Origin of the sequence: Ruegeria sp. ANG10, from assembly GCF_040705255.1 — a bacterium.
GTDB lineage: Bacteria > Pseudomonadota > Alphaproteobacteria > Rhodobacterales > Rhodobacteraceae > Ruegeria.
The window spans coordinates 308,338-334,459 of sequence record NZ_JBFCVU010000004.1 but is presented as its reverse complement, the minus strand read 5'-3'; the positions used below and the strand labels follow the sequence as shown (position 1 = coordinate 334,459).

Here is a 26,122-nt window from a genome sequence, read left to right as displayed (position 1 = left end):
CGGGGATCAAGGTATATTCCTTAGTAAGCCACGGAGCCCCCTTATAAAAGTAGGATCGCGACGGTTTGAAAACCGGAAAGCGGCAAATTTACCTCAGGCGTCCAACAATGCACGGGCGGCGGCGCGCGCCTCGTCCGTGATGGTGTCCCCTGCGACCATCCGGGCGATTTCATCCACGCGGTCTGGTTCGGCCAGCGGGATAACGGTGGACAATGTCTGCCCGCCAGTTACCTGTTTTTGCACCCGCCAATGATGCGCCGCGCGGGCGGCAACCTGCGGCGAGTGGGTCACGACCAGAACCTGCCCACCCTGCGCCAAGGACGCCAGACGGCGACCCACCGCATCAGCAGTCGCCCCACCGACACCCCGGTCGATTTCATCAAAGATCATAGTGCGGGCGCTATCGTCGCCGGTCAGACACACCTTGAGCGCCAGCAAAAATCGGCTGAGTTCCCCGCCCGAGGCAATCTTGTTCAACGGGCCAGACGGCGCGCCGGGATTGGTGGCAACGGTAAAGGCCACCGCATCCACCCCTTCGGGGCCGGGATCGGCGCCCGTGATTTCGGTTTGAAATACCGCGCGCTCCATCTTCAACGGTGCAAGCTCGGTCATCACGGCCGCATCCAATTGCCCGGCCGCCTGTTGGCGCGCGGCGCTAAGTGCGGCGGCGGCGTTGTCATAGGTTTCCTGTGCAGCCGCAACCGCAGCACGCCGATCCGCCAAGTCGGCGTCACCTGCATCCAGCCGGGTCAGTCGATCACGCAGCGTGTCAGCAAATACTCCCAAATCGTCGGGCACCACATCATGCTTGCGGGCCAACGCTCGGATGGCGAAAAGACGCTCTTCAGCCGCTTCCAGCTCAGCCGGGTTAAAATCCAGAGTTTGAAGGCAGGCGCTCACCCCGTCCTGCGCTTCGCCCAATTCGATCAAGGCACGCCCCAATGCGGCTATCGGGGCCTCAAGCTGCCCGCCCGCATTGTCGGACACGCCTTCCAACCACCGCACGGCGTCAGACATCGCCACCTCGGCCCCATCTGCGCCCAACAGGTCAAAGGCACGAGCAACGTCATCGCGAATACGTTCAGCCCCCTGCATCATGCGCCGACGGGCATCCAATTCAGCATCCTCACCGGGCTGAGGGTCCAGCTTGTCCAACTCGGCAACGGCATGGCGCAGAAACTCCTCCTCGGCCCGCATGGCGGCCAGCGTCGCCTCGGTCTCGGCCAAAGCCTTACGCGCGCGGGACATATCCATCCACGCCGCACGCACAACTGCCAGAAGGTCCTCTGCCCCCGCATAGTCATCCAGCATTGCCCTATGCCCGCGCGGGTTCAGCAACCCGCGATCATCATGCTGGCCGTGCAGTTCGATCAACGTCTCGGACAGGGCGCGCAGTACCTCTCCGGAACAGCGCCGGTCATTGACCCAAGCCGTCTTGCGCCCCTCGGCAGTATTAACCCGGCGCAGGATCAGTTCCTCACCACCAGGCAAGCCAGCCTCGGCCAGAATCGCATGGGCGGGGTGGCCATCTGGCAGCTCAAACTCGGCCACAACCTCGCCCTGCGCGGCCCCTTGTCGGACCAATTCAGCCCGCCCCCGCCAGCCCAGCACGAAACCCAACGAGTCCAGCAGAATCGACTTGCCCGCTCCGGTTTCACCAGTCAAAGCGTTCAAGCCCGGCTGAAACGTCAGTTCCAGCCGGTCAATGATCAGCATGTCGCGGATATCAAGGGCGCGCAGCATCGGGTCTTAGCGTCCCACGCCTTTAGCCATGACGATTACAACCACTCACCTTTGATGGTCTGACGGTAGATGGTGCTTAGCCAGTTGTTTCCACGGCTCTTCAGTTCCAACCCACGCGAGGTCAACAATGCGTAGCCGGCATCGTACCATTCCGACGACTGATAGTTGTAACCCAGAATGGCACCGGCTGACTGCGCCTCATCCACCAGGCCCAGCGACAGATAGGCTTCGATCAGACGATACAGCGCCTCAGCTGTGTGAGTTGTGGTCTGGAAATCTTCGACCACGACACGGAATCGGTTGATTGCTGCGGAATAGTGATCCTGACGCAGATAATAGCGCCCGATCTCCATTTCCTTGCCGGCAAGATGGTCGAAGGCCAGATCGAATTTCAGAACCGCCGATGTGGCATATTCGCTATCAGGATAAACCTCGATCACCGTGCGCAGAGATTGCAGCGCCTGAAACGTCAGCCCTTGGTCGCGGCCAACCTCGTCAATCTGGTCATAATAGCTTAGCGCCAAAAGATACTGCGCATAGGCCGCATCTTCGTCTGTCGGATAAAAGTCGATATAGCGCTGAGCCGCCGCCCGGCTTTCTTCATAGTTCTTGTCCGTGTGGAACGAGAACGCCTGCATGATCAGCGCGCGCTTGGCCCAATCCGAATAGGGATACAAACGCTCAACTTCCGAGAAGTACCACGCCGCGTCATCCGAGCGATTCTGCGACAGCTCGAACTCGCCGCGCGTGTAAATCTGTTCTGGCGTAAAGCCTTCCAGGTTCTGATTGCGGTCTGCGCCTTTTCCGCCGCATGCCGTCAAAACTGCTGTCAGAAGAATCGCGCCTGCGAATCTGACTGCCGCTTTGGTGCCAACCATTCCGCCTATCCTCGTCGTATTGCTTATCGGGGCACGCCCCGGATTGGCCTTTGGTCTAGCATAGATAATTCCGGGGCAAAACGCCTTAGTACACTCACTAGCGGAATTGTCGGCAGAGTTGATCCAATCAGGCGACTTCGGGGATTTCGTCCCAAACAAGGCCCTGACCCGGCAGACGCGCGGCCTGTTCGGGGGTACACAGTACCGGACGCACCGCACCAGGTGTTTCAAACAGCTTGCGCAGCAGCGTGTTGGTCATCGCGTGGCCGGATTTGTCACCAGTAAAGTGACCCAGAATCGGGCCGCCCGCCAGGAAAAGGTCGCCCAGAGCATCCAGCATCTTGTGGCGAACAGCCTCATCCGCATGACGGAAACCGCCAGGTGTCAGAACTTCGTCACCCTGCACAACGACAGCGTTTTCAAGCGTTCCGCCCAAGGCCAGGCCGTTTTCGCGCATCGCTTCAACGTCTGTGCGGCGGCAAAATGTGCGGCAATCGCTAAGCTCACGCGCGAACGAGCCGTTGCGCATGTCCAGCCTCTTGGTCTGATTGCCAATCGCGCTGTCTTCGAAATCGATATGGAAATCGATGATCAACCCATCCGCGGGCGCGATTGACGCGCTGGCGCCTTCGCGCGTGGCAGTGATGGGCTTGAGAACTTCGAACGCAAGAACAGGGCTGGCCTGACGACGTACACCCTTGGCCATGATACCGCGCACAAAATCAATCGACGACCCATCCATGATCGGAACTTCGGGTCCGTCAATCTCGATCAGCGCGTTATGCACGCCGCACCCGGCCAGCGCAGCCATGATATGTTCGACGGTCGACACCGAAACATTTGCATCGTTCACCAGACGGGTGCAAAGAGGCGTCCGCTCGACCACGTCATAGATCGCGGGGATCAGCGCATTGCCCAGCTCGATATCCGTCCGTTTGAACCAGATGCCGTGACCGGCAGCTGCCGGTTTCAGGACCATCGTCGCAGGCTTGCCGCTATGCAGCCCGACGCCTGTAAACGTGATCGGAGATTTGAGCGTATGTTGCAAGGTGAACCTCGGTGAGTGGTGTCCGGCCTTTTCGGTCCGTGTTGGACACTCACCTAAGGAAGCAAGCGTCAAGGCTCAACTCACTCTTTGTAACTGAATGAAACATGAATGTAACAGATCGGCAAAAGCCTGCTTACATGCAGTTAAAGCCGTGTATTTCAAAAGAAAAGGGCCGCCAAAAGGCGACCCTAAGTCGTTAATTTGTTACCGTGATCAGTTAGCCTGACGACGCAAGAAGGCGGGAATTTCGATCCGATCCTGTTCGGGGTCGGCCTCATCATGCGCAGGTGCCGTAGCGTCAGCTTGGCGCATAGGGGGCTGCTGGCGCACCGGCTGTGCCGGCGTATCGGCGGCGTGGCCGGTCATCCGGTCGATCAGGCGGTTAAAGCCGAACCGCGAGCGATCCTGCCCATCCGCTTGCGGTGCGGGGGCCGGTTGCGGTGCCTGTGGGCGCGGCGCCGCATACCCACGTTCAGAGGCCGGCACATTTTGTACAGCGGCTTGCAAACGCTGCAGCGCTTCGGGCGAAGGTGTGCCTGCGGAGTGCTGTGGCTGCGGTGCTACAAAGCTTTCCGGCGCGGGTTCAACCGGTTCAGGTGTCGGCTCGAACTCAGCCACGCGGGGCTGATAGGCCGGGGGTGGCAGACCGTCATCGTCACGCTCCACCTGCGGCTGCGCCGGTTCCTCGGCGGTTTCGAACAGCGAAGGTTCACGGTTCACTTCCGGCTGAGGCGCGGGTTCCGCCACTTCGGCCACAGCAGCGGGGGTCTCATCCTGCTGCGCCTCTTCTGCGGAAACGGTGCGGGTCAGCGGCTCGGACATCGAGCGACGCGCAACCGGAACGTCGACGGGCTTTTCGCTGGCGTCGATACCAGTGGCCACAACCGACACACGCATACCGCCTTCCATCACGGTATCCAGGGTCGAACCGACGATGATGTTGGCCTCGGGGTCCACTTCCTCGCGGATGCGGTTGGCGGCTTCGTCCAACTCGAACAGGGTCAGGTCGTGCGAGCCGGTGATGTTGATCAGCACGCCCTTGGCGCCCTTGAGGCTGATTTCGTCCAGCAGCGGGTTGGCGATCGCCTTCTCGGCGGCCTGAACCGCGCGATCTTCGCCGGTGGCCTCACCGGTGCCCATCATCGCCTTGCCCATCTCGTCCATCACGGCACGAACATCGGCAAAGTCGAGGTTGATCAGGCCCGGACGGACCATCAGGTCAGTCACACCTTTAACACCCTGATACAGAACGTCATCCGCCATCGAGAATGCCTCGGTGAACGTGGTCTTTTCGTTGGCCAGGCGGAACAGGTTCTGGTTCGGAATGATAATCAGCGTGTCGACAACCTTTTGCAGTGCCTCAACGCCGTCTTCGGCCTGACGCATCCGCTTGGCGCCTTCAAACTGGAAAGGTTTTGTGACAACGCCAACAGTGAGAACGCCAAGCTCCCGCGCGGCCTGCGCGATGATCGGCGCCGCACCCGTACCGGTGCCACCGCCCATACCAGCTGTAATAAAGCACATATGTGCGCCAGCCAGATGGTCGACGATCTGCTCGATGCTTTCTTCGGCCGCCGCAGCGCCCACGGTCGGACGGGCCCCTGCCCCCAGACCTTCGGTCACTTTCACGCCCAATTGCACCCGCGCCGAGGACTGGCTTTGCTGCAGCGCCTGCGCGTCGGTGTTGGCGACGACAAAATCAACGCCGTCCAGCTGTTTCTCAATCATGTTGTTGACAGCGTTGCCGCCCGCGCCACCAACGCCAAATACTGTAATCCGAGGCTTCAGTTCGTCGTGCCCGGGCATCGAAAGATTCAATGTCATGCTCTGTCCGCCTGTTTTATTGACCCGCCAAAGCGGTGTTTTTCTTACCTATCCGCTTACAATCCTACCGGTCGAAACGGCAAAGGTCACGCCAAAAATCGCCGAATCCCACAAAATATGGAGGAATTAAGGCAGCCGTCAGCGGTATTTTGCATTCATAGCCAGATGTTGCGGATTGAACTCAATCCACCACAAAGCAAGCGACACACGCGCCGCGATCAACATGCGCGCCACTTGAGGGATTCACTGATTTTCAAGATGCGGAAAACTGCTCAGGTCCTGCCGCAGGGCCTCTGACGGGCCTTGTGGATATCTTGCGGGATATAGCCGCTGGCTGCAACCCATTTCTTTAGCTAATTGGGGCACTTGGACAATTCAAACCGTCTTCGGTAATGCTGCGCACCTCTTGAATTTCGCGTCGGTTGAAGTTGGCAAGTCGCACCATAAGGCGACCTTCGTGCTGAAAGGTCCACCAGCATACCGGCACGTCATCCGGGTCATCATCGTACAAAAAGCAGATCTGCCCGTTGGGCGTGGTGATCTGCCCATAGACACAACCCCGCCCCTCCATCCGCCAGACGGACAGTTTGGGGCTGAGAAATTCCTCGGTCCCCACCAAAATGCCGCTGGGATAGTCATGAAAGGTGACGGTCTTGCCCTGGACAGCAGCTAGAAAAGCCTCAGGCGATATCCGCGTCTGGGCGTGTGCGGCAAACGGGGTTGCAACGACCAGCGCCGCAACGCCAATCGCTTTACCAGTTGTCACGGAACCAGCGCATCGCGCGCTTGAAGGGTCGCGCGGCATATGTGTCGACCGGGATTTCGAAATCCCACCACTCGTCCTGCGGATGCGCCGCGAACAAGCTAAGCCCCACCGCAGATGAAAACCCCGGCCCCGTTGCCGATTGCGGCAGGCCGTGGACGCGCAGCGGTCGACCCAAACGCACCCGTTGACCCAAAATGCGGGTCGCGAGGCCATCCAGCCCCATGATCTGACTGCCACCACCAGTCAAAACAATCTGCTGGCTAGGCATATGCTCAAATCCGGCGGCATCCAAACGCACGCGCACCTCTTCCAGAATCTCTTCGACGCGCGGGCGCATGATTCCGATCAACTCGGCCCGACTGACGGTGCGGCGGTCGTGTTCCCAATCACCGGTATCACCGCCGATATCGATCAGGTCGCGGTCGTCGGCGCCAGTCGCGTGGACGCCGCCGTTAAAGGTCTTGATCCGTTCGGCCACAGCCGCCGGAACACCCAGCCCCATCGAGATATCGGCGGTCACATGATCGCCGCCCATACGCACACAATCCGCATAGATCATGTGTTTTTTCATGAAGATCGACACGCTGGTCGTACCGCCGCCCATATCGATGCAGGCGGCCCCCAACTCCTGCTCATCCTCGACCAGGGCCGAGACGCCAGACACGTAGGCAGAGTTTGCAATCCCCGCCAACTCCAGATCGCAGCGCTTGATGCAGCGTACGATATTCTGGATCGCCACGGCATCGACGGTCAGCATGTGCATGTCGACCGCAAGGCTTTGGCCCATCTGCCCGCGCGGGTCGATCAAGCCCGACCGGTTGTCCAACGCAAAATTCACCGGCTGGGCATGCAGCACCTCGCGCCCTGCCCCGTAATCGGGCACGTCGCAGGCATTCAGAACACGGCCAACCTCAGCCTCGGACACGACCTGCCCTTCCAGATCAACCTGAGCGTCCAGACCATATGAACGCGGGTTCGCGCCCGAGAAACAGGCGATCACGTGATCCACCCGGATATCAGCCATCTTCTGCGCCGCCTGCAATGCCGTCCGAATGGCACGTTCGGTTTCCTGCATGGCGGTGACTTCGCCAAACTGCACACCACGCGACCGCGTGGTCGCGGCGCCAATTACCCGAAATCCGGTTTGCCCTGCCAGAGACCCGATGCTGTTATCCTCGCTCAGACGGTTTGCCCCGTCGAAGCGCAATACAAGGCAGGCAATCTTGGAACTGCCGACATCCAGAATGGCGACCACACCGCGTTGCATCGCCTGCCTACGCATCTGCCGCATGGCCCGTTGGGACTGATAAAGATCGGTCATCATAGTCACTACTGCCCGTTACCCACTGTCACTTTTGTATTCCACCAGTCTTCGCTGGCAGCTTTAGTCATTCTGATTGTCGGGCGCTGCCCAAGCCGCATGTCCACCACGGCCACGTCACGCTCCAACAGGTCCTGCACTTCGTTCACAGCCAACACGCGTTCCAGCGCGCGCACGGGTCGTTCGGTTGGCAACATTATGCGTTGGCCGCGATCCAAAACCAGGTCCCAACGTCGCTCGCCAATCCGCACCAGACCACGAACCCGGCCACCCAAGCTGCGAGCAGTGGTCACCAGTTGCAACGCCTCGGCCACATGGGCATCCGCACCCTTGCCCGCGATCAGCGGCAGGTTGGCGTGTTCCTTGCGAGACGCGATGCGTTCCACATGCGCGCCGGTTTCGTCCAACAGTTCGATCCCGCGGCGCGTGCGCCAGACGATAACGGGCTGACGCTCTTCAACGTCCACTTGCAAAATACCACCTGGGCGCACCCGGACCGAGGCGGATTTGACCGGGTCCAACCCGGTGATCGTGTCGCGGATCTGTTCGACATCCAGATCCCAGGAGCTTATCGGGAAATCCAACGGCACCACTTCGCGGATGTCTTCCGACAGGTTGGTGCCCGCGCCATCAATGGCCATCAGATTGACCATGAATTCCGGCCGCTGCTGGATCGAGGTCTTTATGTCGGCAACATAGGCCACCACCGCCTCGCGCCGCGCGTCCGAGCCGAAATATATCCCGGCCGCAGCGCAGAGCGCGAATATGGGCAAACCAACCCGCAAACCCCGGCGCACACCCGGCGTTAGCATCCAACGCTGCAATCGGTAATTCAGCCGCGACGGCGCCGGATCAAAGCGTTGCGATTTGCGACCAAAAAGCTTGACCCCACTCAGCCGCAGCTTTGGCTCTGCCTCAGACCGCGCGCCCGAGCCAAAATCCGCATCCGGTCCTGCCAGCGGCTTCGATCGGTGGATCACCGGCGCACGAGTGGCCCTTAGCGGTCGCATGAGGCGTCCTCCACCATCCACGCGCAAAGCTGGCCAAAGCTCATGCCGAAATGCTCGGCCTGTTCCGGCACCAGCGACGTCGGCGTCATTCCGGGCTGCGTGTTGGTTTCCAACAGGAAAAGCCCGTCTGCCCCCATGCTGTCATCCCAGCGATAATCGGTGCGGCTGACACCCTTGCACCCCAACGCATCATGGGCGCGCAATGCGTAATCCAAACAACGGTCAAAAATGTCCTGCGGGATTTCGGCTGGCAGCACATGCCAAGACCCGCCCGGCTTATACTTGGCGTCATAGTCGTACCAACCGCCATCGGTCATGATCTCGGTCACGGTCAGGGCGCGGTCGCCCATCACGGTCACCGTCAATTCGCGACCCGCGATGTATTTCTCAACCATCACGAATTCAGGCATATCTTCGGACAGTTGCGGCGGGCCGTTTGACCCTTCGTGCACGATATAGATGCCGACGCTGGAGCCTTCGTTGTTTGGCTTGGCGACATAAGGAGGTTCCATCACATGAACCTCGACCACCTCGACCTTTGGCACGATCACGCTGGGTACTACGGGCAAACCTTCGGCCTGATACACCTCTTTGCTGCGCTGCTTGTCCATCGCCAAAGCCGAGGCCAGCACGCCGGAATGCGTGTACGGAATCCGCATCCATTCCAGCAAGCCCTGTACGCAACCATCCTCACCCCAGCGGCCATGCAAGGCGTTGAAAACTACGTCCGGCTTGATATCCAATAGGCGCGCGTAAAGGTCGGGACCTGCGTCCAGTTCGACAACTTTAAAGCCTTCTCCCCGCAGGGCGGCTGCGCATTCGCGCCCAGAGCTGAGAGACACCTCGCGTTCCGCCGAGGGGCCACCCATCAATACCACCACTTTGGGGTTTGTCCTGCTCGACTTACCCACTTAGCGCCTCAATGTCCCCGGACCTTATGTAGTGGTCCGTACTGCGTTATGCCTTTGATCCGTCGCCTGAATTTGCCTGTTATGGTCTGACGGTTGGGGCTTTATTCCTTCAACGGATCACCGATCCGCATGATTTCCCACTCTAGCGTGATGCCGCTTGTTTCGTAAACCTTTTTTCGCACTTCTTCGCCCAGACCTTCAAGATCAGCGGCCGTGGCCGTGCCGGTATTGATTAGGAAATTCGAGTGCTTGGGACTCATCTGAGCGCCACCCCGCGACGCCCCGCGCATACCCGCATCATCGATGACCTTCCACGCCTTAAGGTCATGCACATCGTCGGCGCGGCCCGTGGACGAAAAGCCCGCCGGGTTGCGAAAGGTCGAACCGGCGCTGCGGTCCTTGGTGGGTTGGGTTTCGTCACGCTTTTGCAACTGTGCCGTCATGCGGGCGTGCAATTCCTCGGGATCACCCAACGGGCCTTCAAACGTGGCCGAGATCAACACTGCCCCTTCGGGCAAATCGGACTGACGGTAGCGAAAGTTCAGATCCTCCGGGCTCAGATCCAGGACCTCACCCTGTCGCGTGACGATGGTGGCCTTGCGCAGCACGTCCGCTGTGTAACTACCGTAACACCCCGCATTCATCCGTACCGCCCCCCCGATCGAGCCGGGAATGGTGCGCAGAAAAGTCAGGTCCACACCATCATCCGCCGCTTTGCGTGCTACATGCGCATCAAGTGCAGCAGCACCTGCAGTGACGGTGTTATCTTCGACCGAGATGCCGTTGAACCCACGCCCGAGCCGGATCACCACCGCGCGCAACCCGCCATCCCGGACAATCAGGTTCGAGCCGACGCCCATCGGAAAAACCGGCGTATGGTCAGGAAGGTCACGCAGAAAGGTTTGCAGATCCTCAGTGTCTGCGGGCTGGAACAGATAATCAGCAGGGCCTCCGACGCGCAGCCAAGTGAGATCAGCCAACAGGCGGTCCGCGCTAAGCCTGCCCCGCGCCTCCGGCACTTCCGTGGCTGTGGTCATGTCTGCCATTTCTCAAATACCCATCTGCTGCACCGCCCCACCACAAATGCGGCTGTGCCATATAGCAAGAGCGCGGCAGTCGACGCCAGTGCCTTGATGGTAATTTCCCGCGCTCCGATACCGACGAAAAGCCACAGGCCACACAGAAACATCGCTGCCATGAGTGATTTTTTGAAAGCCCGCGTCCTGACGGCCCAGCCGATCAAAACGCAGACGACTATCCAGGCTATGACCAAGATAAACAAAGAAGATAGCAAACAACGCCAAGTTTTATCGCACCAAACGCCGTACCCACCGACCCAGATAGATCACCGGCCAGCGCAGCACGGATATGCCCGCAGCCATCACAATCAAACCGATCCAAGGCCCGTTCTGAAGCGTCACGTATCCCAAAATCGGTATACCCACCGCGATCAGGATATAGGCGCGAGTCCAGTGGTTATCTTTGCTGGGGATCATCGCCAGCACATTCGCAGCAATTCCCCAAAGTGCGGCAAGGGCAATGGACAAGTTCATTCCTGAACCTCCGAACCCGTCCACCGGCGCCAATAGAAACGAATGGGATTGCGGAACATGGACGCAAAAGCGGCACAGGCCAGCAACCCAAAAACCCAGCCGTAATCATGGCCTAGCCAGACTATCAATGCAGGTGCCGAAACGAACAGGACAACCCCAGGCGGGAACTGCAAACGCATCGGCAACATGGCCACGATTGTCGAGGCCACGACCCAAAAGGCTGCAAACATCACCGAATATGCCAATTGCCCCTCCGAGGACATCCCGTCTGCGATTGCGACGCCACACTTTATAGTTGCAATACGCGAGAGTCCATTGCCTCAGACCGCCTGTTTTTGCTGCAATCGAGCGGGCAATCCGTTGGCCCAAGCACTGATCGTACCAGCCCCCAGGCAGACGACCATATCGCCGGGGCGGGCCTGTTCGCGGACAAGGCGTTCAAGATCGCTTTCGTCCAACAACGCGCGGGCATGGCGGTGGCCGTGGCGGATCAAGCCCTGCACAAGATCATCGCGGGATGCGCCTTTGATCGGGTCCTCTCCAGCGGCAAATATGTCAGCGATGGCAACGACATCGGCGTCGTTGAAACACGTGCAGAAATCATCAAACAGGTTGGACAGGCGGGAATAGCGGTGTGGCTGATGCACGGCGATCACGCGACCCTCGGTCGCCTGTCGGGCAGCTTTCAGCACCGCGGCAATTTCCACGGGGTGATGGCCGTAATCGTCAATGATGGTGACCCCATTAACCTCACCCACCTTGGTAAAGCGGCGGTTGACGCCACCGAAATTGGCCAGCGCATCGCGAATTTCCGAGGTCTTCATGCCCAGGTGGCGGGACACGGCCGCCGCAGACAAGGCGTTTGAAACGTTGTGATCCCCGGGCATCGGCAAAGTACAGCCTTCGATCACCGTGTCTTCGTATTGCAGGTGGATGTCGAAATGCGCGATGCCGCCTTTATAGGTCAGGTTTACCGCCCGCACATCGGCCTGCGCATTGAAGCCATAGGTCCGCACGCGCCGGTCAGTGATGCGGCCAACAAGCGTTTGCACCTCAGCATGATCGGTGCAGCAAACAGCCAGACCGTAGAAAGGTAAGTTCGACACGAACTCGTAGAAACCATCGCGCAATTTGTCGAAGTCGCCCCAGTGTTCCATATGTTCGGGGTCGATATTGGTGACAATGGCAATGGTCGCAGGCAGACGATTGAACGAGCCGTCGGATTCGTCGGCTTCAACTACCATCCATTCGCCCTGCCCCATCCGCGCGTTCGAACCATAAGCGTGAATGATACCGCCATTGATCACGGTCGGATCGAAATCTCCGGCCACCATCAGTTCCGCCATCATCGTGGTGGTGGTGGTCTTGCCGTGGGTTCCGGCGATAGCGATATTGGATTTTAGGCGCATTAGCTCGGCCAGCATATCGGCGCGGCGCACCACTGGCAGGCCGCGGGCGCGGGCGCCGTCCAGTTCTGGGTTGCCCGGCTTGATCGCGGTCGACACCACCACGACGGCGGCGTTTTCCAAATTCTCTGCGCGCTGACCGACAAAAATCTCGCCCCCCAAGCTGGCCAGACGATCTGTGATCTTAGACGCTTTCAGATCCGACCCCTGCACCCGGTAGCCAAGGTTCAGCAGTACCTCAGCAATGCCCGACATCCCGATCCCGCCGATCCCTACGAAATGGATCGGCCCTACGTCTTGCGGCAGTTTGGTTGCAGGATTCATGCGGTCTCCTTCTGCGCCAGTTGTTCGACAAGGGATGTCAGACGCTCGGTTGCGTCCGGCGCACCGGTCGAAAGGGCGGCATGGGCCATTTTTTGCGCGGCTTCGGGGTTGGTCAGAACTGCGGTGATTTGCTCGGTCAGCGAGGAAACGTCAAGGGCGTTTTCAGGAATCATGATCGCCCCGCCCGCCTGCACCAACCCGCGAGCATTGGCGGTCTGGTGGTCGCCAGCGGCAGCGGCAAACGGGATCAGGATCGAAGGTCGCCCGATGACCGAGATATCCGCAACGCTTGACGCCCCCGAACGCGAGATAACCAATTGTGCATCTGACATGCGGCGGGGAACATCATGGAAGAACGGTTTGACCTCGGCACGGATTCCATGATCGGCGTAGAATGCCGTGACTCGTTCGCCATCTTCGTCACGCGCCTGATGGGCAACGCGGATATGGCCGCGCAGCAATTCGGGCAAAGCTACAATCGCGCCGGGCACCACATCGCTGAGGATACGCGCACCCTGCGATCCGCCCATCACAAGGACCGACATCGGGTAATCGCCGGGCGGAATATAGCCCGCCGCCGCGCGTTCAAGAACGGCAGCCCGAACCGGATTGCCGGTATGGATGCCCCTTGCCCCCTCGGGCAAGTCGGTGGGCCAGATGCCACAAGCCACCTGAGACACGCGGGTCGCAAACAGCTGGTTTACCCGTCCCAGAATACCGTTCTGTTCATGGATCATGCGCGGGATTTTCAACATCGTCGCTGCGCCCAGCGCCGGGATCGAAGGATAACCGCCAAATCCCACAACCACATCCGGCCGGTCGCGCATCATCTGGAATGACATGCTGGTCACGCCACCCGCAATCTTGGGTCCGACCAGCGCCTTTGCGGCCAAACCACCACGCGCGAAAGTGGCCGAGGACGCCTCGGCAATTTCGGTCGAGTGCGGGAAGCCACTGGTATACCGTGCGCCGCGCGTATCGGTAGACAGGCGCACGCGCCAACCTTTTTGCAGCATCGCCTCAGTCAGAGCCTGTGCCGGGAACATGTGGCCCCCGGTGCCGCCAGCTGCAATCAGAAGGTAGGGTTTGTTCATCAACCTCGTCCGCGCAGAATATCGCCAAGCTCGCCCTGTGGGCGGGTGCGGGTGAAGGCCAGCAACATGCCAACCGCGATGCCACCCGCAATCAGGGACGAACCACCATAACTAACAAACGGCAGCGTCATGCCCTTGGCGGGCAACAGCCGCACCGCAACGCCCATATTGATCATCGCCTGCACGCCGAACATGCAGGCCAGACCGGTGCCAGCCAAACGGATGAACATGTCCCGTTCGCGCATCAGCCGCAGCAGCGAGCGTACAACGATGATCGAGTACAGCGCGATGATGATCAGCACCAGGATCAGGCCGTATTCCTCGGCCGCGACGGCAATGATGAAATCGGTATGCGCATCGGGCAGCGACCATTTCACTTGCCCCTCGCCTACACCAACACCAAACAATCCGCCTTCGCGGATGGCGTTGGTGGCATAGCCCAGCTGCGTGGTCGGATCGACCTCTTGGTTCAGGAACCCGTCAATGCGACGGGCAAAGTGTTCCGAGTTCGAATAGGCCAGCATGCCGCCCAGCACGACCGCCCCGGCCATACCCAGCAGCAGCAACATCGGTGCACCAGCCACGAAATACATCACACCCCAGCCAAACAGGATCAGACAGGCCTGACCGAAATCGGGTTGCAACACCAGCATGCCAACAATGGCCATGCACAGCGCAAAGGACCACAACCGCCCCGGAGGGCCGTTGATTTCCTGCGACGCGGCTAACAGCCATGCGGCCACGACGATAAAGCCAGGCTTTAAAAACTCGGATGGCTGCATCGAGGCAAAGCCAAGCGAGTACCAACGCACCGCCCCTTTGCCGAAATCGGTGCCGAATACTGGCAGAAACGCCAGTGCGACAAAGGACGCAAGAAAGCCTAGCACCGCCAGTCGCCGCACCAATGTCGGGGACATCATCGAGGTCAGCAGCATCGCAACCAAGGCCAGCCCGCCAAAGATCGCCTGCCGTTCGACATAGTGAAACGGATCGAACCCGTTGCGCCCGGCCAGCGGCGGCGATGAGGCCAACCCCAGCAACAGCCCAATGACAAACAGGATCAGAACGCAGGACATGGTCCAGCGATCAATTGTACGCCACCACTTTGGTAGAATCGGTTCTCCGCGCTGGTCCTGGACCGCGCCATACACCATCTCAGTCATGAGATACCGCCACTTACTGCCTCGTTCATGTCCCGTTTTCGGGATCTGATTGAGAGTCTACAGACATTTTTGCGTTTGGGCTAGCGGAATGAACGGGTATGCGGATAACGGCCCGTCAGTGGCGGTGGCCTCAGCAAATGGACAAACGGCCCCAATCCCACCGCGGTGTCAAAGGGGCTGAATAATGCCCGCGCAGGACAGCGCAAAATTATCGTCACTCTTTGATTGGATACCGATCAGGCTCTTCAAACACGTCGATTACACGGGTCCCGGCCTTGATCTGCCCGCCATGCTCCACCCCGGCTGGAATCGAGTAGCTGTCACCAGGACGGTAGGTTTTGGTAATTCCTCCGATAGTCAGCTCGACCTCTCCTTCGATGACTGTCCCCCATTGGGCCCCATGTGAATGCAATGGAAGCTCCATATCCTGAAGAAACGTAAAAAACGCCGTCAGGCCAGCGTCAGATCTTATGACCGCCGTCTGCACGACATCCTCGGGGAAAGGCACGTCCAATTTGGGAAATGCAGTAATAAAGTCCGGAAATCGCATCCATTTATCCTTTTTCGAAAACGCGCGTCAAAAGGGCAGCATGTCAGCGCTTTAGGCAACTGGCAATCTGTATTTCGACCGACCAAAACGCCTCACGATGCAATGACGCATGAAGTCTTTTGCAGCGCGCCGAATCCGTGCTGGCTCTTGCCTTCCTTCCAATTCCACGCCATGCGCAGCCCATGACATATGACACGATCATCCTCGGTGCCGGTGCAGCCGGTATGATGTGCGCGATCCATTGCGGTGGGCGCGTTCTGGTGATCGACCATGCCAAAGCGGCCGGAGAGAAAATCCGTATCTCAGGCGGTGGGCGTTGTAATTTCACCAACATGTATGCTGGGCCGGACAACTTCCTGTCGCAAAACCCGCATTTCTGCAAATCCGCCTTGGCGCGATACACGCAATGGGATTTTATCGATCTGGTCGGGCGACACGATATCGCGTGGCATGAGAAAACGCTGGGGCAACTATTCTGCGACGGGTCCTCGAAACAGATCATTCAGATGCTGTTGACCGAGATGGAGCGCTCCGGGGCCGATCTGTGGGTGCGAACCGAGTTGAAAGACCTGTGCAAGACCGAGGCCGGTTTCGCGCTGGAGGTCGACCGCGAAGGGCAGCGCCTCAGCCTGACTTGTACCAATCTGGTTCTAGCGACGGGCGGCAAGTCGATCCCCAAGATGGGCGCAACCGGTTTGGCCTATGATATCGCTCGCCAGTTCGGGCTGCGGATCACCGATACGCGCGCGGCGTTGGTGCCGTTCACCTTCTCGGATGGGAAATTCAAGGACCTTTCCGGCGTGTCCCTGCCCGCACGTCTGTCAAACGAGCGCACCAGCTTTGACGAGGCGCTGCTGTTCACCCATCGCGGCCTCAGCGGGCCATCGGTGCTGCAACTGTCCTCTTATTGGCGCGAGGGTGAGGCGATCCGGGTCAACCTGATCCCCAAATTGCCCCTGTTCGATCTGCTGCGCGATCAGCGGCAAAGCGGGGGCCGCAAGGCCCTGACCACCGAGCTTGCCCGCCACTTACCGACACGGCTGGTGGAGTACCTAAGCCAGCATATTCCGATGCAGGGCAATCTGGCCGACCAATCCGACGCGGCACTGACCGATTTGATCGCAGCCCTATCCAATTGGCCACTGACCCCTTCTGGCACCGAAGGTTATCGCACCGCCGAGGTCACCCTGGGCGGGATCGACACTGATGATCTGTCGTCAAAAACGATGGAGGCCAGGGATGTCCCCGGCCTCTATGCGATTGGCGAAGCGGTTGATGTCACCGGTTGGCTGGGCGGCTACAACTTCCAATGGGCGTGGTCCTCGGGCCACGCTGCTGGAGCTGCAATCGCAACCCGTTAACCGACGACGTTATAGCCACGTCCGCGCATACAGTTGCGCACGATGACTTCTTTATTCTGGTTTTTGTTGATCACGTCCGCACCGGCGCCAACCAAAGCGCCCGCAACTGCTGCGCGGCCCAGGTTGTCGCTGCTGTCCTGAACGATTCCGGTAACCGCAGCCGCACCTGCCGCGCCGATTGCGGCGTTCCCGGCGGTGGAGCCATCAACGCTGGCTTGCGATGCAGCCAGTTGCTGGCATTGCTGCAGATCCACGTTGTAGTTCGGGCCAATCGGACCATCGACAATCGGCTGATAATTGGCACCAACATTCGTGCAGGCACCAGCCACCAATACGGCGGGTAAGATCAGAGAAAACTTACGGTATGGCATAGTCATTACCTCGTGTTGAATTTGCAGGCAGGCAAAACCAATAACAATGGCGCGTCAAGCTGATAGCACTGTAGCTTGGCCCAACCGGCGGTCTATTGCAAATGACTATCCCGCCAGCCGCTGCCGAACCTGTTCGGCGAAGTCCTCTCCGCGTTGTTCAAAATTGTCATACTGATCGAAACTGGCCGCTGCGGGGGCCAGCAGTACAGTCTCTCCCGGTTGCGCATCTGCCATGGCCTGCGCTACGGCTTCCGCCATTGTTGTGCAGACCTGCGCCTCGGCTTCTAGTTGAAGCGCGAAATTGGCAGCTTCGCGCCCAATCACATAAGCCTTGAGCACCTGATCCACCGCGCCGTTCAACGCTGAAAGACCACCCTCTTTTTCCAGCCCCCCACAAATCCAGCGGATCTTTTTAAACGCGCTCAACGCCTTCAGCGCGCTGTCTACGTTGGTGGCCTTGGAATCATTCACATAGGTCACGCCATCCACTTCGGCGATGATCTGGCTGCGATGCGGCAAGCCGGGATAGCCGTGCAGCGCATCCTCAATCACTCGTGGCGCAAGCCCCAACGCGCGGCAGGCAGCATAGGCGGCACAGGCGTTCTGGTGGTTATGGGCACCGGGTAGCCCCTTGATTTGGCGCAGGTCGATTGATCCGGCCTGCCGCCCTTTGCGGTATTCCGACAAGAACCCCTTGCGTGCAAAGACCTGCCACCCCGGCCCAGTCAACTTTCGCGCCACCGAGACACGGATCACCCGGTCATCTGTCGGCCCTTCGGACAGCTGGCCCGCCAGAAATGCGCCTTCGCTCTCATCCACACCGATCACCGCGCGATCCGGTCCGCCTTCCGCAAATAACCGGCGTTTGGCAGCGAAATATCCCCCCATCCCGCCGTGCCGATCCAGATGATCTGGTGAGAGATTGGTGAACACAGCCACGTCCGGCGTCAACGCACGGGCCAAATCGGTCTGATAGCTGGACAGCTCCAACACAACCACCGACCCGTCGCCGCCGGGATCAATGTCCAGCACTCCGCGGCCAATATTCCCGGCCAGCTGTGCCTCGCGCCCGGCTTCGGTGAGGATGTGATGGATCAAGGCCGCGGTGGTCGATTTTCCGTTCGACCCGGTTACCGCGATCACACGTGGCGGGGTGTCATAGTTGTTCCATTCCGGCCCGGCAAAGGATCGGAAGAACAGCCCAATATCGTTGTCCACGGGCACCCCGGCCTCCAGCGCAGCCGCCACAACCGGGTTCGGTTCGGGATAGAGGTGCGGAATACCCGGCGACACAATCAGCGAAGCGATGTCGTCAAACGCCCCGTGGCAGTGCAGATCTGTACAAGTGAACCCTTCGACCTGGGCCGTTTCGCGGGCGGCGGGATTGTCATCCCAACAGATAGGCTTGGCCTTGCCAGCCCGCAATGCACGCGCTGTGGCCAGACCCGATCGGCCAAGCCCCAGAACCGCAACCTTCTGCCCTGAAAACCCTTTGACCGGGATCATGCCGCCCACCTTCTTCTGACGTCCAATTGGCCGTCACACTGCACAGAAGAAATCCCCGATGGCAAGAGTAACAAAAGGTTCGCGCGTCAGCGCGAGCCGGGCCCAACAGGTGGCAGGTGGACCGCAGGTCCGCCGAACCTGGCGGGAGCGTTACCGGACTTTCAAAGTCGCCAGACCGATCATCGCCAGGATTAGCGATATGATCCAGAACCGGATCACAATGGTCGGCTCGGCCCAGCCCTTTTTCTCATAGTGGTGGTGGATTGGTGCCATCAGAAACACGCGGCGACCGGTGCGTTTGAAATACAGAACCTGAATGATCACACTCAACGCTTCCACAACGAAAAGCCCGCCGACAATGGCCAGCACCAGCTCGTGCTTGGTGGCCACCGCAATCGCGCCAAGCGCGCCGCCCAAAGCCAGCGAACCGGTATCACCCATAAACACCGCCGCAGGTGGCGCGTTGTACCACAAGAACCCAAGCCCCGCGCCAAACAGCGCTGAAGTAAAGATGAATATCTCCCCCGTGCCCGGCACATAATGTACGTCCAGATATTCAGTAAAGTCGACCCGTCCAACCGCATAAGCGATCACACCCAAAGTCGAGGCCGCAATCATCGCAGGCATGATAGCCAACCCATCCAAACCATCGGTCAGGTTCACAGCATTGGCCGCGCCCACGATCACAACAATCGCGAATGGAATATAGAAAATACCCAGATTGACCAACGTATCCTTGAAGACCGGCACGGCCAGCTGGTTCTGTAACGCTTCGGGGTGATGCAGGGTCGCCCAAAGCGAAGCCAGAACCGCAATAATTACGCCCAGCGACATCCTCATCTTGCCGGACACACCCTTGGTGTTCTGCTTGGACACCTTGGCATAATCATCTGCAAAACCAATTGCCGCATAAGCCAGCGTCACAAACAACACCATCCAGACATAAGGATTGTCCCACCGCGCCCAGACCAGCGTTGACGTCACCAGCGCACCAACGATCAGCAACCCACCCATGGTTGGCGTACCAGCCTTGGAAAAATGCCCTTCGGGGCCGTCATCCCGGATCGGCTGACCTTTACCTTGTTTCCTGCGCAATACGTTGATCAACGGCTTGCCGAAAATAAAGCCAAAGATCAACGCGGTCAGAAAGGCTCCGCCCGCACGGAAGGTGATATAGCGGAAGAGGTTAAAGAAATCCCCCCCATCCGACAGGGCGGTCAACCAATAGAGCATGTCAAAACCTTTCTCATGCGGAGGTCATGGGTCAAGCGCGCTCCCTTGCCCCATTTTCCGCAAACCGTCAACAATCTGAGCCAGCGCCATGCTCAGCGACCCTTTGGCCAGAACCGTATCGCCGGCACGGATCAAATCCGGCAGATGCGCGGCCATTTCGGTGCTTGTTTCACTCCACAACCCACGTTTGCCCTCGGGCAGCGCTTCATGCAACGCCTTCATCAGTGGCCCGATACAGTGCACCTGATCGACATGCGCCATTGCCGCAACATTCGCCATACCGGCGTGCATGGCGACTTCCCGCGCGCCCAACTCTTTCATATCGCCCAGAAAAGCGATCCGACGCGCGCCCTGCGCTGCGGCCAGCACATCCAGCGCGGCCTCCATCGAAGTAGGATTGGCGTTATAGCTGTCGTCCAACAGCTCGATCTGCCCGCCATTTGCCAGTGGCAGCACCTCACGTACGCCCCGCCCCTTGACCGGAGACCATTGGCGCAGGCCGGCGATGGCCTCATCAAGATCAACGCCCATTTCAACACAGGCCGCCAATGCGCCCAGAGCATTCATGGCAAAATGCGTACCGGCGGACTGCACGTCATAGGTGATAGTCTCATCACCCACCGCAGCACCTGCGCTGACCGAGTCGCCCCCTTGCGTAACGCCGGTTAGGCCGTAATCCGCGGCCTTGCGACCAAAATCGACGATCCCAGCCCCATGATCTTGCGCGATCTGGCGCAGAACCTCTGCGTGGTCGATATCGGCATTCACAATGGCCGCACCACCGGGTTCAAGACCTTCGAAGATTGCAGCCTTTTCCTGAGCGATACCCGCAACCGACTCGAATGCCTCAAGATGGACCGCCGCAACTGTCGTTACCAACGCCACATGCGGGCGTGCCTGACGCGCTAACGGAGCTATCTCTCCGGGGTGGTTCATGCCGATCTCGATCACTGCGAATTCAGTGTCGCGCGGCATCCGGGCCAGCGTCAGGGGAACGCCCCAATGGTTGTTATAGCTGGCTACGCTAGCATGGGTTTTTCCCTGCGTTTCCAGGATGGTAGCCAGCATTTCCTTGGTCGAGGTCTTCCCTACGCTGCCGGTGACCCCCACCACGCGCGCACTGGTCCGGGCGCGGCCCGCCTGCCCCAGCGCCTCTAGCCCTGTCTGAACATCGTCGACAATCAAAAGTGGAGCGTCTTCTGAAACACCTTCGGGAATGCGCGATACCAATGCAGCACCCGCACCTTTTTCCAACGCCTGCGCCACAAAATCATGCCCGTCACGCGCGGCTTTGAGGGCCACAAACAAATCGCCTGGTTGAATGGTTCTGGTGTCGATCGATACGCCACTTACGGCCCAATCGGTCGTGGCGCGCCCTCCGGTGGCCTCGGCCGCCTCGGCTGCTGTCCAAAGCGTCATGCCACCCTCCCGTCCAGAGCGGCCACGCTAATGCTTGCCTGCTCTACATCGTCGAACGGCAGCACTTGATCACCTACGATTTGCCCGGTCTCATGGCCTTTTCCAGCGATCAACAGCGCGTCACCGGGTTGCAGAGCGTCAATGCCGCGCAAGATGGCTTCGGCTCTGTCGCCTACTTCGGTGGCCTCTGGCGCGCCCAACAGAACCGCGGCGCGGATCGTGGCCGGGTCCTCGCTGCGCGGGTTGTCATCGGTAACAAAGACAAGATCCGCATGATCGGCGGCGGCCTTACCCATCAGGGGTCGCTTGGTCGCATCCCGATCCCCACCCGCGCCAACAATGGCGATCAGACGGCCCATGACATGCGGCCGCATCGCCTTGAGTGCTGTCGCCACCGCGTCCGGAGTATGGGCATAGTCGACAAAAACTGCCGCGCCATTGTCACGGGTCGCGGCCAGCTGCATTCGGCCCCGAACGGTTGTCAGGTACGGCAAGGTTTCGAACACACGCTCGGGCTCTTCCCCGGCAGCGATAACCAACCCGCAGGCCAGCAGGATATTCTCGGCCTGAAACCCTCCGATCAGGTTCAGACGGGTTTGGAGTACCTTCCCTTGCCACGAGAACCGCAAATCCTGCCCCGTCGCGTCAAAGCGCTGGCCAATTAGACACAGATCAGCTTCGCCCAGCCCAACGGTCAGGACTTTCTGACCGCGCGCTTTGGCAATTTTTCGAACCTCAGCACCTTTTGGGTCACTCATATTGACCACCACGGTGCCGTCCTGCGGCAATACCCGGTCGAACAGCCCCGCCTTGGCGGCGAAATAGGCCTCGAAGGTTTCGTGGTAATCTAGATGATCCTGCGTGAAATTCGAAAACCCTGCGGCGGTCAGATGCACGCCGTCCAATCGCCGCTGTTCCAGGCCATGCGAAGACGCCTCCATCGCGGCGTGGGTCACACCGTTTTCTGCAGCCTCGGCCAAGCAGCGGTGCAGGGTAATCGGCTCGGGCGTGGTATGCGCCAAGGGTGCGGTCCAGGCCCCCTCAACTCCCGTAGTTCCAAGATTGACGGCGGCCAAGCCAAGCTCCATCCAAATCTGGCGCACAAAGGTGGCCACGGACGTTTTTCCGTTGGTCCCGGTGACGGCCACGATGTGCTGTGGCTGAGCCCCAAACCAAAGCGCGGCACATCCGGCCAGTGCCTGCCGAGGGTCTTCAACCACGATCAATGCAGCGCTTGATGCGGCCAGCTCGTCAGCCGCGATTTCAGCGCCCTCGGCATCGGTCAGGATCGCCGCGGCCCCCATGCGCAATGCGAATTGGATGAATTCTGCGCCATGAACGCGGGTGCCGGGAAGCGCAGCGAACAGGAAGCCATCTTTCACCTCGCGGCTGTCAACGGCCAGTCCGGTGATATCAGGATTCGCTCCGCCCCGCGCAGTCAGGGCCAGTTGGCTGAGTGTTTTCGTCCTTGTGCCCATGACCCACCTCTGCTGGACAGCCTAATTTGAGGTCAGGGTTATAGCAGCGCGCGCCTCAGGCTCAAGCCGGGGACGCAACCCTAGCAACGGGGCGATCCGTCCGATCAACTCTGCGGCCACCGGAACTGCGGTCCAACCCGCCGTCCGGCGCTTTTCGCCGTAAGCAACAATCGACGGCTCGTCCAGCGTGACAATCAGCACATATTTCGGATCATAGGCCGGGAAGAACGTCGCAAAGGTCGCGATCACCTTCTCATCGTAATAACCGCCACGTGGCTTGGGTTTATCCGCCGTACCAGTTTTTCCGGCCACGTCATATCCAGCCACATCGCCAAAGCTGGCCGTGCCGTCCGTCACCACACGACGCAGCATATTCTGCGCTTGTTTGGCCGCGCTCTCGGACATGACACGCGGCCCGTACTGAGCGCCATTTTTACGCAGAATTGTCGGGCTGACATAATGCCCACCATTGGCAATCGCTGCATAACCTGCCGCCAGATGCATTGGACTGGTCGACAGGCCGTGGCCGTAGGAGATGGTCACCGTACTCAGCTCACCCCATTTCTTGGGCTTGAGCGGTTCACCGCCTGCGGCCTCGACAATTTCAAAGGGGGTGGGTTCGAACATGCCCAACGCCTCAAGGAAATCCTGCTGACGGCGCGACCCGATCTGCAAGGCCAATCGGCCTGTGCCACGGTTCGAGCTGTGGACGATCACATCCGCCACGCTGATCTTGCCGTAGTTCTTGCCGTTAAACTCACCAATCGGGAACCGCCCGATCCGCATCGGACCAGAGGTGTCGATGATTGTCTCAGAATTCACCAACCCCAACTGAACAGCTTGTGCGGCAGTGAAGATTTTGAAAACCGAGCCCAGTTCATACACGCCCTGCACATAGCGGTTGAACAAGGGGCTGTCCGACGGATCAAACCCCGAGGTCGGCGGGCGCGGACGGTCGTTCGGATCGAAGGACGGCAGCGACGCGGCCGAGATGACCTCGCCCGTGTGCGCGTTCATCAGCACCGCCGAGGCCCCCTTGGCGTTCATGATCTTCATGCCGCCATACAAAACCTGCTCGACCGCTGCCTGAATGGTCAGGTCCAGCGAAAGCTGCAGCGGCTTGTTGCCGTTGGCCGGGTCACGCAGATAGTCGTCGAATTGCTTCTCGACCCCCGCCACGCCGATAACTTCGGCGGCGCTGACGCCTTCGCGGCCAAAGCCCGAACCACCCAGAATATGCGCGGCCAGACGTCCGTTCGGATACAACCGCATCTCGCGCGGGCCGAACAAAATACCCGGATCACCAATATCATGCACGGCCTGCTTCTGTTCCGGCGAGATGCGCTTTTTGATCCACAGGAACTTGCGATTACCGGTGAAATCCTTGACCAGACGCTCTTTATCCAGATCGGGGAAGATCGCCACAAGCTGATCTGCGGCGGCGGCCGGGTCGATCATCGCAGGCGGCTGCGCATAGACGGAATACGTGTCAAGATTGGTCGCCAGAATGCGCCCTTCGCGATCCACGATATTGGCGCGCTGCATGGCAATTGCAGCACCAGGGGCGCTGGCCAGCGGCTCTTGTGCCTCGGACGTGGCAAGCATGCCCATTCGGACACCGACCACCGAGAAAGCACAGAAGAAGAACAGGCCCAGCACCAGCAAACGCCCCTCGGCGCGGGCGCGAGCGCGGTCTTTCATACCTTCGTGACGCTGACGGATGTTTTCCCGCTCGATCGCCTTTGGGTTTTCCCCGCGGGCGCGGGCATCCAGAACACGGGCCAGTGGGCGAAGGGGCGTGCGGGTCATGGTATCTGCACCTCGCCCAGCGCCTGCGTACTGGTGATGGCCTGCAACTCAACCGGGTCAACGATAGGCAGGTCCGGATCCTCGGCGTAAGAAATCTGGTCCGCGCGTCCAAATTGTTCGGCGCGCAGCGGCAACAGGCCGAGACGTTCAAAGTTCAGGTCGGCCAGTTCGCGCAGCCGGTCGGGACGGTTCAGGTAAGCCCATTCGGCGTTCAACACGGCCAGCCGCACCTGCGCCATGCCAATCTCGCGCTGTAGCTTTTGTGTTTCCTTCGCCACTTGCTGGGTGCGGTAATTCTCTTGATAGGCCCAAAGCGCCAGTCCGAACACGGCCAGAGCAGTCAACACATACAAAACACTCTTCATTTTGCCCTTCCCCCCAGTTGCGGCATCCCAATGGCACGGGAATCAATTTCCCCCGCCGGAGCCTCAGTCCGCACTGCCACACGCAGTTTGGCTGAACGCGCACGCGGATTTTCCTGCAATTCCTGCTCATCCGGGCCCACGGCTTTGCGGGTCTTGAGCGTGAATTGCGGCAGTTCCTGTTCCATTTCAGGTGCATAGCGATTGGCACGCCCGGTCTTGCCTGCTCGGGACTGAAAGAACCTTTTGACCATCCGATCCTCTATGGAATGGAAAGTCACAACAGCCAGTTGCCCGCCCGGCTTCAACGCGCGTTCGGCAGCCATAAGCCCCTGAAACAGCTCTTCATATTCCGCGTTCACTGCAATCCGTAGTCCCTGAAAACTGCGCGTTGCCGGGTGCGACTGCCCCGCTTTGGGGCGCGGCAAACAGGATTCGATGATCTGCACCAGACGCAGGGTCGTCGTAATCGGCTCATCCGCCCGCGCTTTCACAATCGCCTTGGCGATCCGGCGGCTGGCGCGCTCTTCACCGTAGTGGAACAGAATATCGGCCAGTTGTGCCTCGGTCGCCGTGTTCACCAGATCGGCGGCGCTCTCGCCTTCCTGGCTCATCCGCATGTCCAGCGGGCCGTCCTTCATGAAAGAAAAGCCGCGCTCGGCCTGATCCAATTGCATAGACGAGACACCGAGATCCAGCACCACGCCATCCAACCCTTGGGCATATTCATCCATGTGGGAAAACACCCCGGGCTGCATCACCAGCCGGTCACCATAGCCACCCGCCCAGTCTGCCGCCATCTCAAAGGCCAACGGATCACGGTCCACGCCAATAACTTTGTCAGCCCCGGCCTCCAGCAGGCCACGCGTATAACCACCCGCCCCAAACGTCCCATCCAGCCAGACACCGGACACCGGTTCTACTGCAGCCAGCAATGGACGCAGTAAAACAGGGATATGAGGTTTGTCGGAAGGGGTGTCAGCGCCGGCCAT

At 59.7% G+C, this 26,122-nt stretch carries 24 protein-coding genes; 1 reads left to right on the top strand and 23 read right to left on the bottom strand.

The features are described from left to right. Positions 1-93 precede the first annotated feature (93 nt). From recN to AB1A64_RS11510, 15 genes are all read right to left on the bottom strand, one after another. Positions 94-1,743: a DNA repair protein RecN gene (gene recN / locus AB1A64_RS11580; RefSeq protein WP_366551541.1), complete on the bottom strand. Its 1,650-nt coding sequence runs from the start codon at positions 1,741-1,743 to the stop codon at positions 94-96. 35 nt (positions 1,744-1,778) lie between these two features. Continuing rightward, positions 1,779-2,621, bottom strand: a complete 843-nt coding sequence (locus AB1A64_RS11575; RefSeq protein WP_366551540.1) for an outer membrane protein assembly factor BamD — start codon at positions 2,619-2,621, stop codon at positions 1,779-1,781. A gap of 127 nt (positions 2,622-2,748) precedes the next feature. After that, a complete protein-coding gene (gene lpxC, locus AB1A64_RS11570; RefSeq protein ID WP_366551539.1) occupies positions 2,749-3,669 on the bottom strand; it encodes a UDP-3-O-acyl-N-acetylglucosamine deacetylase in 921 nt (306 codons plus the stop codon). 213 nt (positions 3,670-3,882) lie between these two features. Then, positions 3,883-5,493 (bottom strand): cell division protein FtsZ, encoded by a 1,611-nt coding sequence (ftsZ, locus tag AB1A64_RS11565; RefSeq protein ID WP_366551538.1) that lies wholly within the window; start codon positions 5,491-5,493, stop codon positions 3,883-3,885. Positions 5,494-5,842: 349 nt separating this feature from the next. Further along, entirely contained in the window at positions 5,843-6,259 is a 417-nt protein-coding gene (locus AB1A64_RS11560) for a hypothetical protein (RefSeq protein WP_366551537.1), read from the bottom strand. Next, positions 6,246-7,580 carry a cell division protein FtsA gene (ftsA, locus tag AB1A64_RS11555; protein ID WP_170360645.1) on the bottom strand — a complete coding sequence of 445 codons (1,335 nt, stop codon included), beginning with the start codon at positions 7,578-7,580 and terminating at the stop codon, positions 6,246-6,248. Before ftsA ends, AB1A64_RS11560 begins: the two co-directional genes overlap by 14 nt. 8 nt (positions 7,581-7,588) lie before the next feature. Continuing rightward, positions 7,589-8,590, bottom strand: coding sequence for a cell division protein FtsQ/DivIB (locus AB1A64_RS11550; RefSeq protein ID WP_366551536.1), 1,002 nt, complete (start codon positions 8,588-8,590; stop codon positions 7,589-7,591). Continuing rightward, positions 8,578-9,501 carry a D-alanine--D-alanine ligase gene (locus tag AB1A64_RS11545; protein ID WP_366551535.1) on the bottom strand — a complete coding sequence of 308 codons (924 nt, stop codon included), beginning with the start codon at positions 9,499-9,501 and terminating at the stop codon, positions 8,578-8,580. The genes AB1A64_RS11550 and AB1A64_RS11545 overlap by 13 nt, the downstream gene beginning before the upstream one ends. Before the next feature lie 101 nt (positions 9,502-9,602). Then, the gene (gene murB / locus AB1A64_RS11540; protein ID WP_366551534.1) at positions 9,603-10,538 is read right to left on the bottom strand and encodes a UDP-N-acetylmuramate dehydrogenase; all 936 of its coding nucleotides are present in this window, start codon (positions 10,536-10,538) and stop codon (positions 9,603-9,605) included. A 270-nt stretch (positions 10,539-10,808) separates the two neighbouring features. Beyond that, a complete protein-coding gene (locus tag AB1A64_RS11535; protein WP_366551533.1) occupies positions 10,809-11,054 on the bottom strand; it encodes a DUF2484 family protein in 246 nt (81 codons plus the stop codon). Continuing rightward, on the bottom strand, positions 11,051-11,299 hold the full coding sequence (locus AB1A64_RS11530; RefSeq protein ID WP_366551532.1) for a DUF2484 family protein: 249 nt from the start codon (positions 11,297-11,299) through the stop codon (positions 11,051-11,053). The genes AB1A64_RS11535 and AB1A64_RS11530 overlap by 4 nt, the downstream gene beginning before the upstream one ends. Before the next feature lie 75 nt (positions 11,300-11,374). Continuing rightward, positions 11,375-12,784: a UDP-N-acetylmuramate--L-alanine ligase gene (murC, locus tag AB1A64_RS11525; protein ID WP_366551531.1), complete on the bottom strand. Its 1,410-nt coding sequence runs from the start codon at positions 12,782-12,784 to the stop codon at positions 11,375-11,377. Then, positions 12,781-13,878, bottom strand: a complete 1,098-nt coding sequence (locus tag AB1A64_RS11520; protein ID WP_366551530.1) for a UDP-N-acetylglucosamine--N-acetylmuramyl-(pentapeptide) pyrophosphoryl-undecaprenol N-acetylglucosamine transferase — start codon at positions 13,876-13,878, stop codon at positions 12,781-12,783. Before AB1A64_RS11520 ends, murC begins: the two co-directional genes overlap by 4 nt. After that, positions 13,878-15,041, bottom strand: a complete 1,164-nt coding sequence (gene ftsW / locus AB1A64_RS11515; protein ID WP_170348041.1) for a putative lipid II flippase FtsW — start codon at positions 15,039-15,041, stop codon at positions 13,878-13,880. The genes AB1A64_RS11520 and ftsW overlap by 1 nt, the downstream gene beginning before the upstream one ends. Before the next feature lie 214 nt (positions 15,042-15,255). Beyond that, positions 15,256-15,591: a cupin domain-containing protein gene (locus tag AB1A64_RS11510; RefSeq protein WP_366551529.1), complete on the bottom strand. Its 336-nt coding sequence runs from the start codon at positions 15,589-15,591 to the stop codon at positions 15,256-15,258. A 182-nt stretch (positions 15,592-15,773) separates the two neighbouring features. Between AB1A64_RS11510 and AB1A64_RS11505 the strand changes: the two genes are divergently transcribed. Then, the gene (locus AB1A64_RS11505) at positions 15,774-16,952 is read left to right on the top strand and encodes an NAD(P)/FAD-dependent oxidoreductase (RefSeq protein WP_366551528.1); all 1,179 of its coding nucleotides are present in this window, start codon (positions 15,774-15,776) and stop codon (positions 16,950-16,952) included. Here AB1A64_RS11505 and AB1A64_RS11500 read toward each other — a convergent pair. From AB1A64_RS11500 to rsmH, 8 genes are all read right to left on the bottom strand, one after another. Then, positions 16,949-17,323, bottom strand: coding sequence for a glycine zipper family protein (locus AB1A64_RS11500; RefSeq protein ID WP_254428516.1), 375 nt, complete (start codon positions 17,321-17,323; stop codon positions 16,949-16,951). The two genes, AB1A64_RS11505 and AB1A64_RS11500, sit on opposite strands and share 4 nt — an antisense overlap. 105 nt (positions 17,324-17,428) lie before the next feature. Then, positions 17,429-18,829, bottom strand: coding sequence for a UDP-N-acetylmuramoyl-L-alanine--D-glutamate ligase (gene murD, locus AB1A64_RS11495; RefSeq protein ID WP_366551527.1), 1,401 nt, complete (start codon positions 18,827-18,829; stop codon positions 17,429-17,431). A 150-nt stretch (positions 18,830-18,979) separates the two neighbouring features. Then, the gene (mraY, locus tag AB1A64_RS11490; protein ID WP_366551526.1) at positions 18,980-20,062 is read right to left on the bottom strand and encodes a phospho-N-acetylmuramoyl-pentapeptide-transferase; all 1,083 of its coding nucleotides are present in this window, start codon (positions 20,060-20,062) and stop codon (positions 18,980-18,982) included. Positions 20,063-20,086: 24 nt separating this feature from the next. After that, entirely contained in the window at positions 20,087-21,481 is a 1,395-nt protein-coding gene (murF, locus tag AB1A64_RS11485) for a UDP-N-acetylmuramoyl-tripeptide--D-alanyl-D-alanine ligase (RefSeq protein WP_366551525.1), read from the bottom strand. Then, complete coding sequence (locus AB1A64_RS11480; protein WP_366551524.1) at positions 21,478-22,959, bottom strand: UDP-N-acetylmuramoyl-L-alanyl-D-glutamate--2,6-diaminopimelate ligase; 1,482 nt, start codon at positions 22,957-22,959, stop codon at positions 21,478-21,480. Before AB1A64_RS11480 ends, murF begins: the two co-directional genes overlap by 4 nt. A gap of 21 nt (positions 22,960-22,980) precedes the next feature. After that, on the bottom strand, positions 22,981-24,768 hold the full coding sequence (locus AB1A64_RS11475; protein WP_366551523.1) for a penicillin-binding protein 2: 1,788 nt from the start codon (positions 24,766-24,768) through the stop codon (positions 22,981-22,983). Then, positions 24,765-25,133, bottom strand: coding sequence for a cell division protein FtsL (locus AB1A64_RS11470; protein WP_366551522.1), 369 nt, complete (start codon positions 25,131-25,133; stop codon positions 24,765-24,767). Before AB1A64_RS11470 ends, AB1A64_RS11475 begins: the two co-directional genes overlap by 4 nt. Then, positions 25,130-26,122: a 16S rRNA (cytosine(1402)-N(4))-methyltransferase RsmH gene (rsmH, locus tag AB1A64_RS11465; RefSeq protein WP_366551630.1), complete on the bottom strand. Its 993-nt coding sequence runs from the start codon at positions 26,120-26,122 to the stop codon at positions 25,130-25,132. The genes AB1A64_RS11470 and rsmH overlap by 4 nt, the downstream gene beginning before the upstream one ends.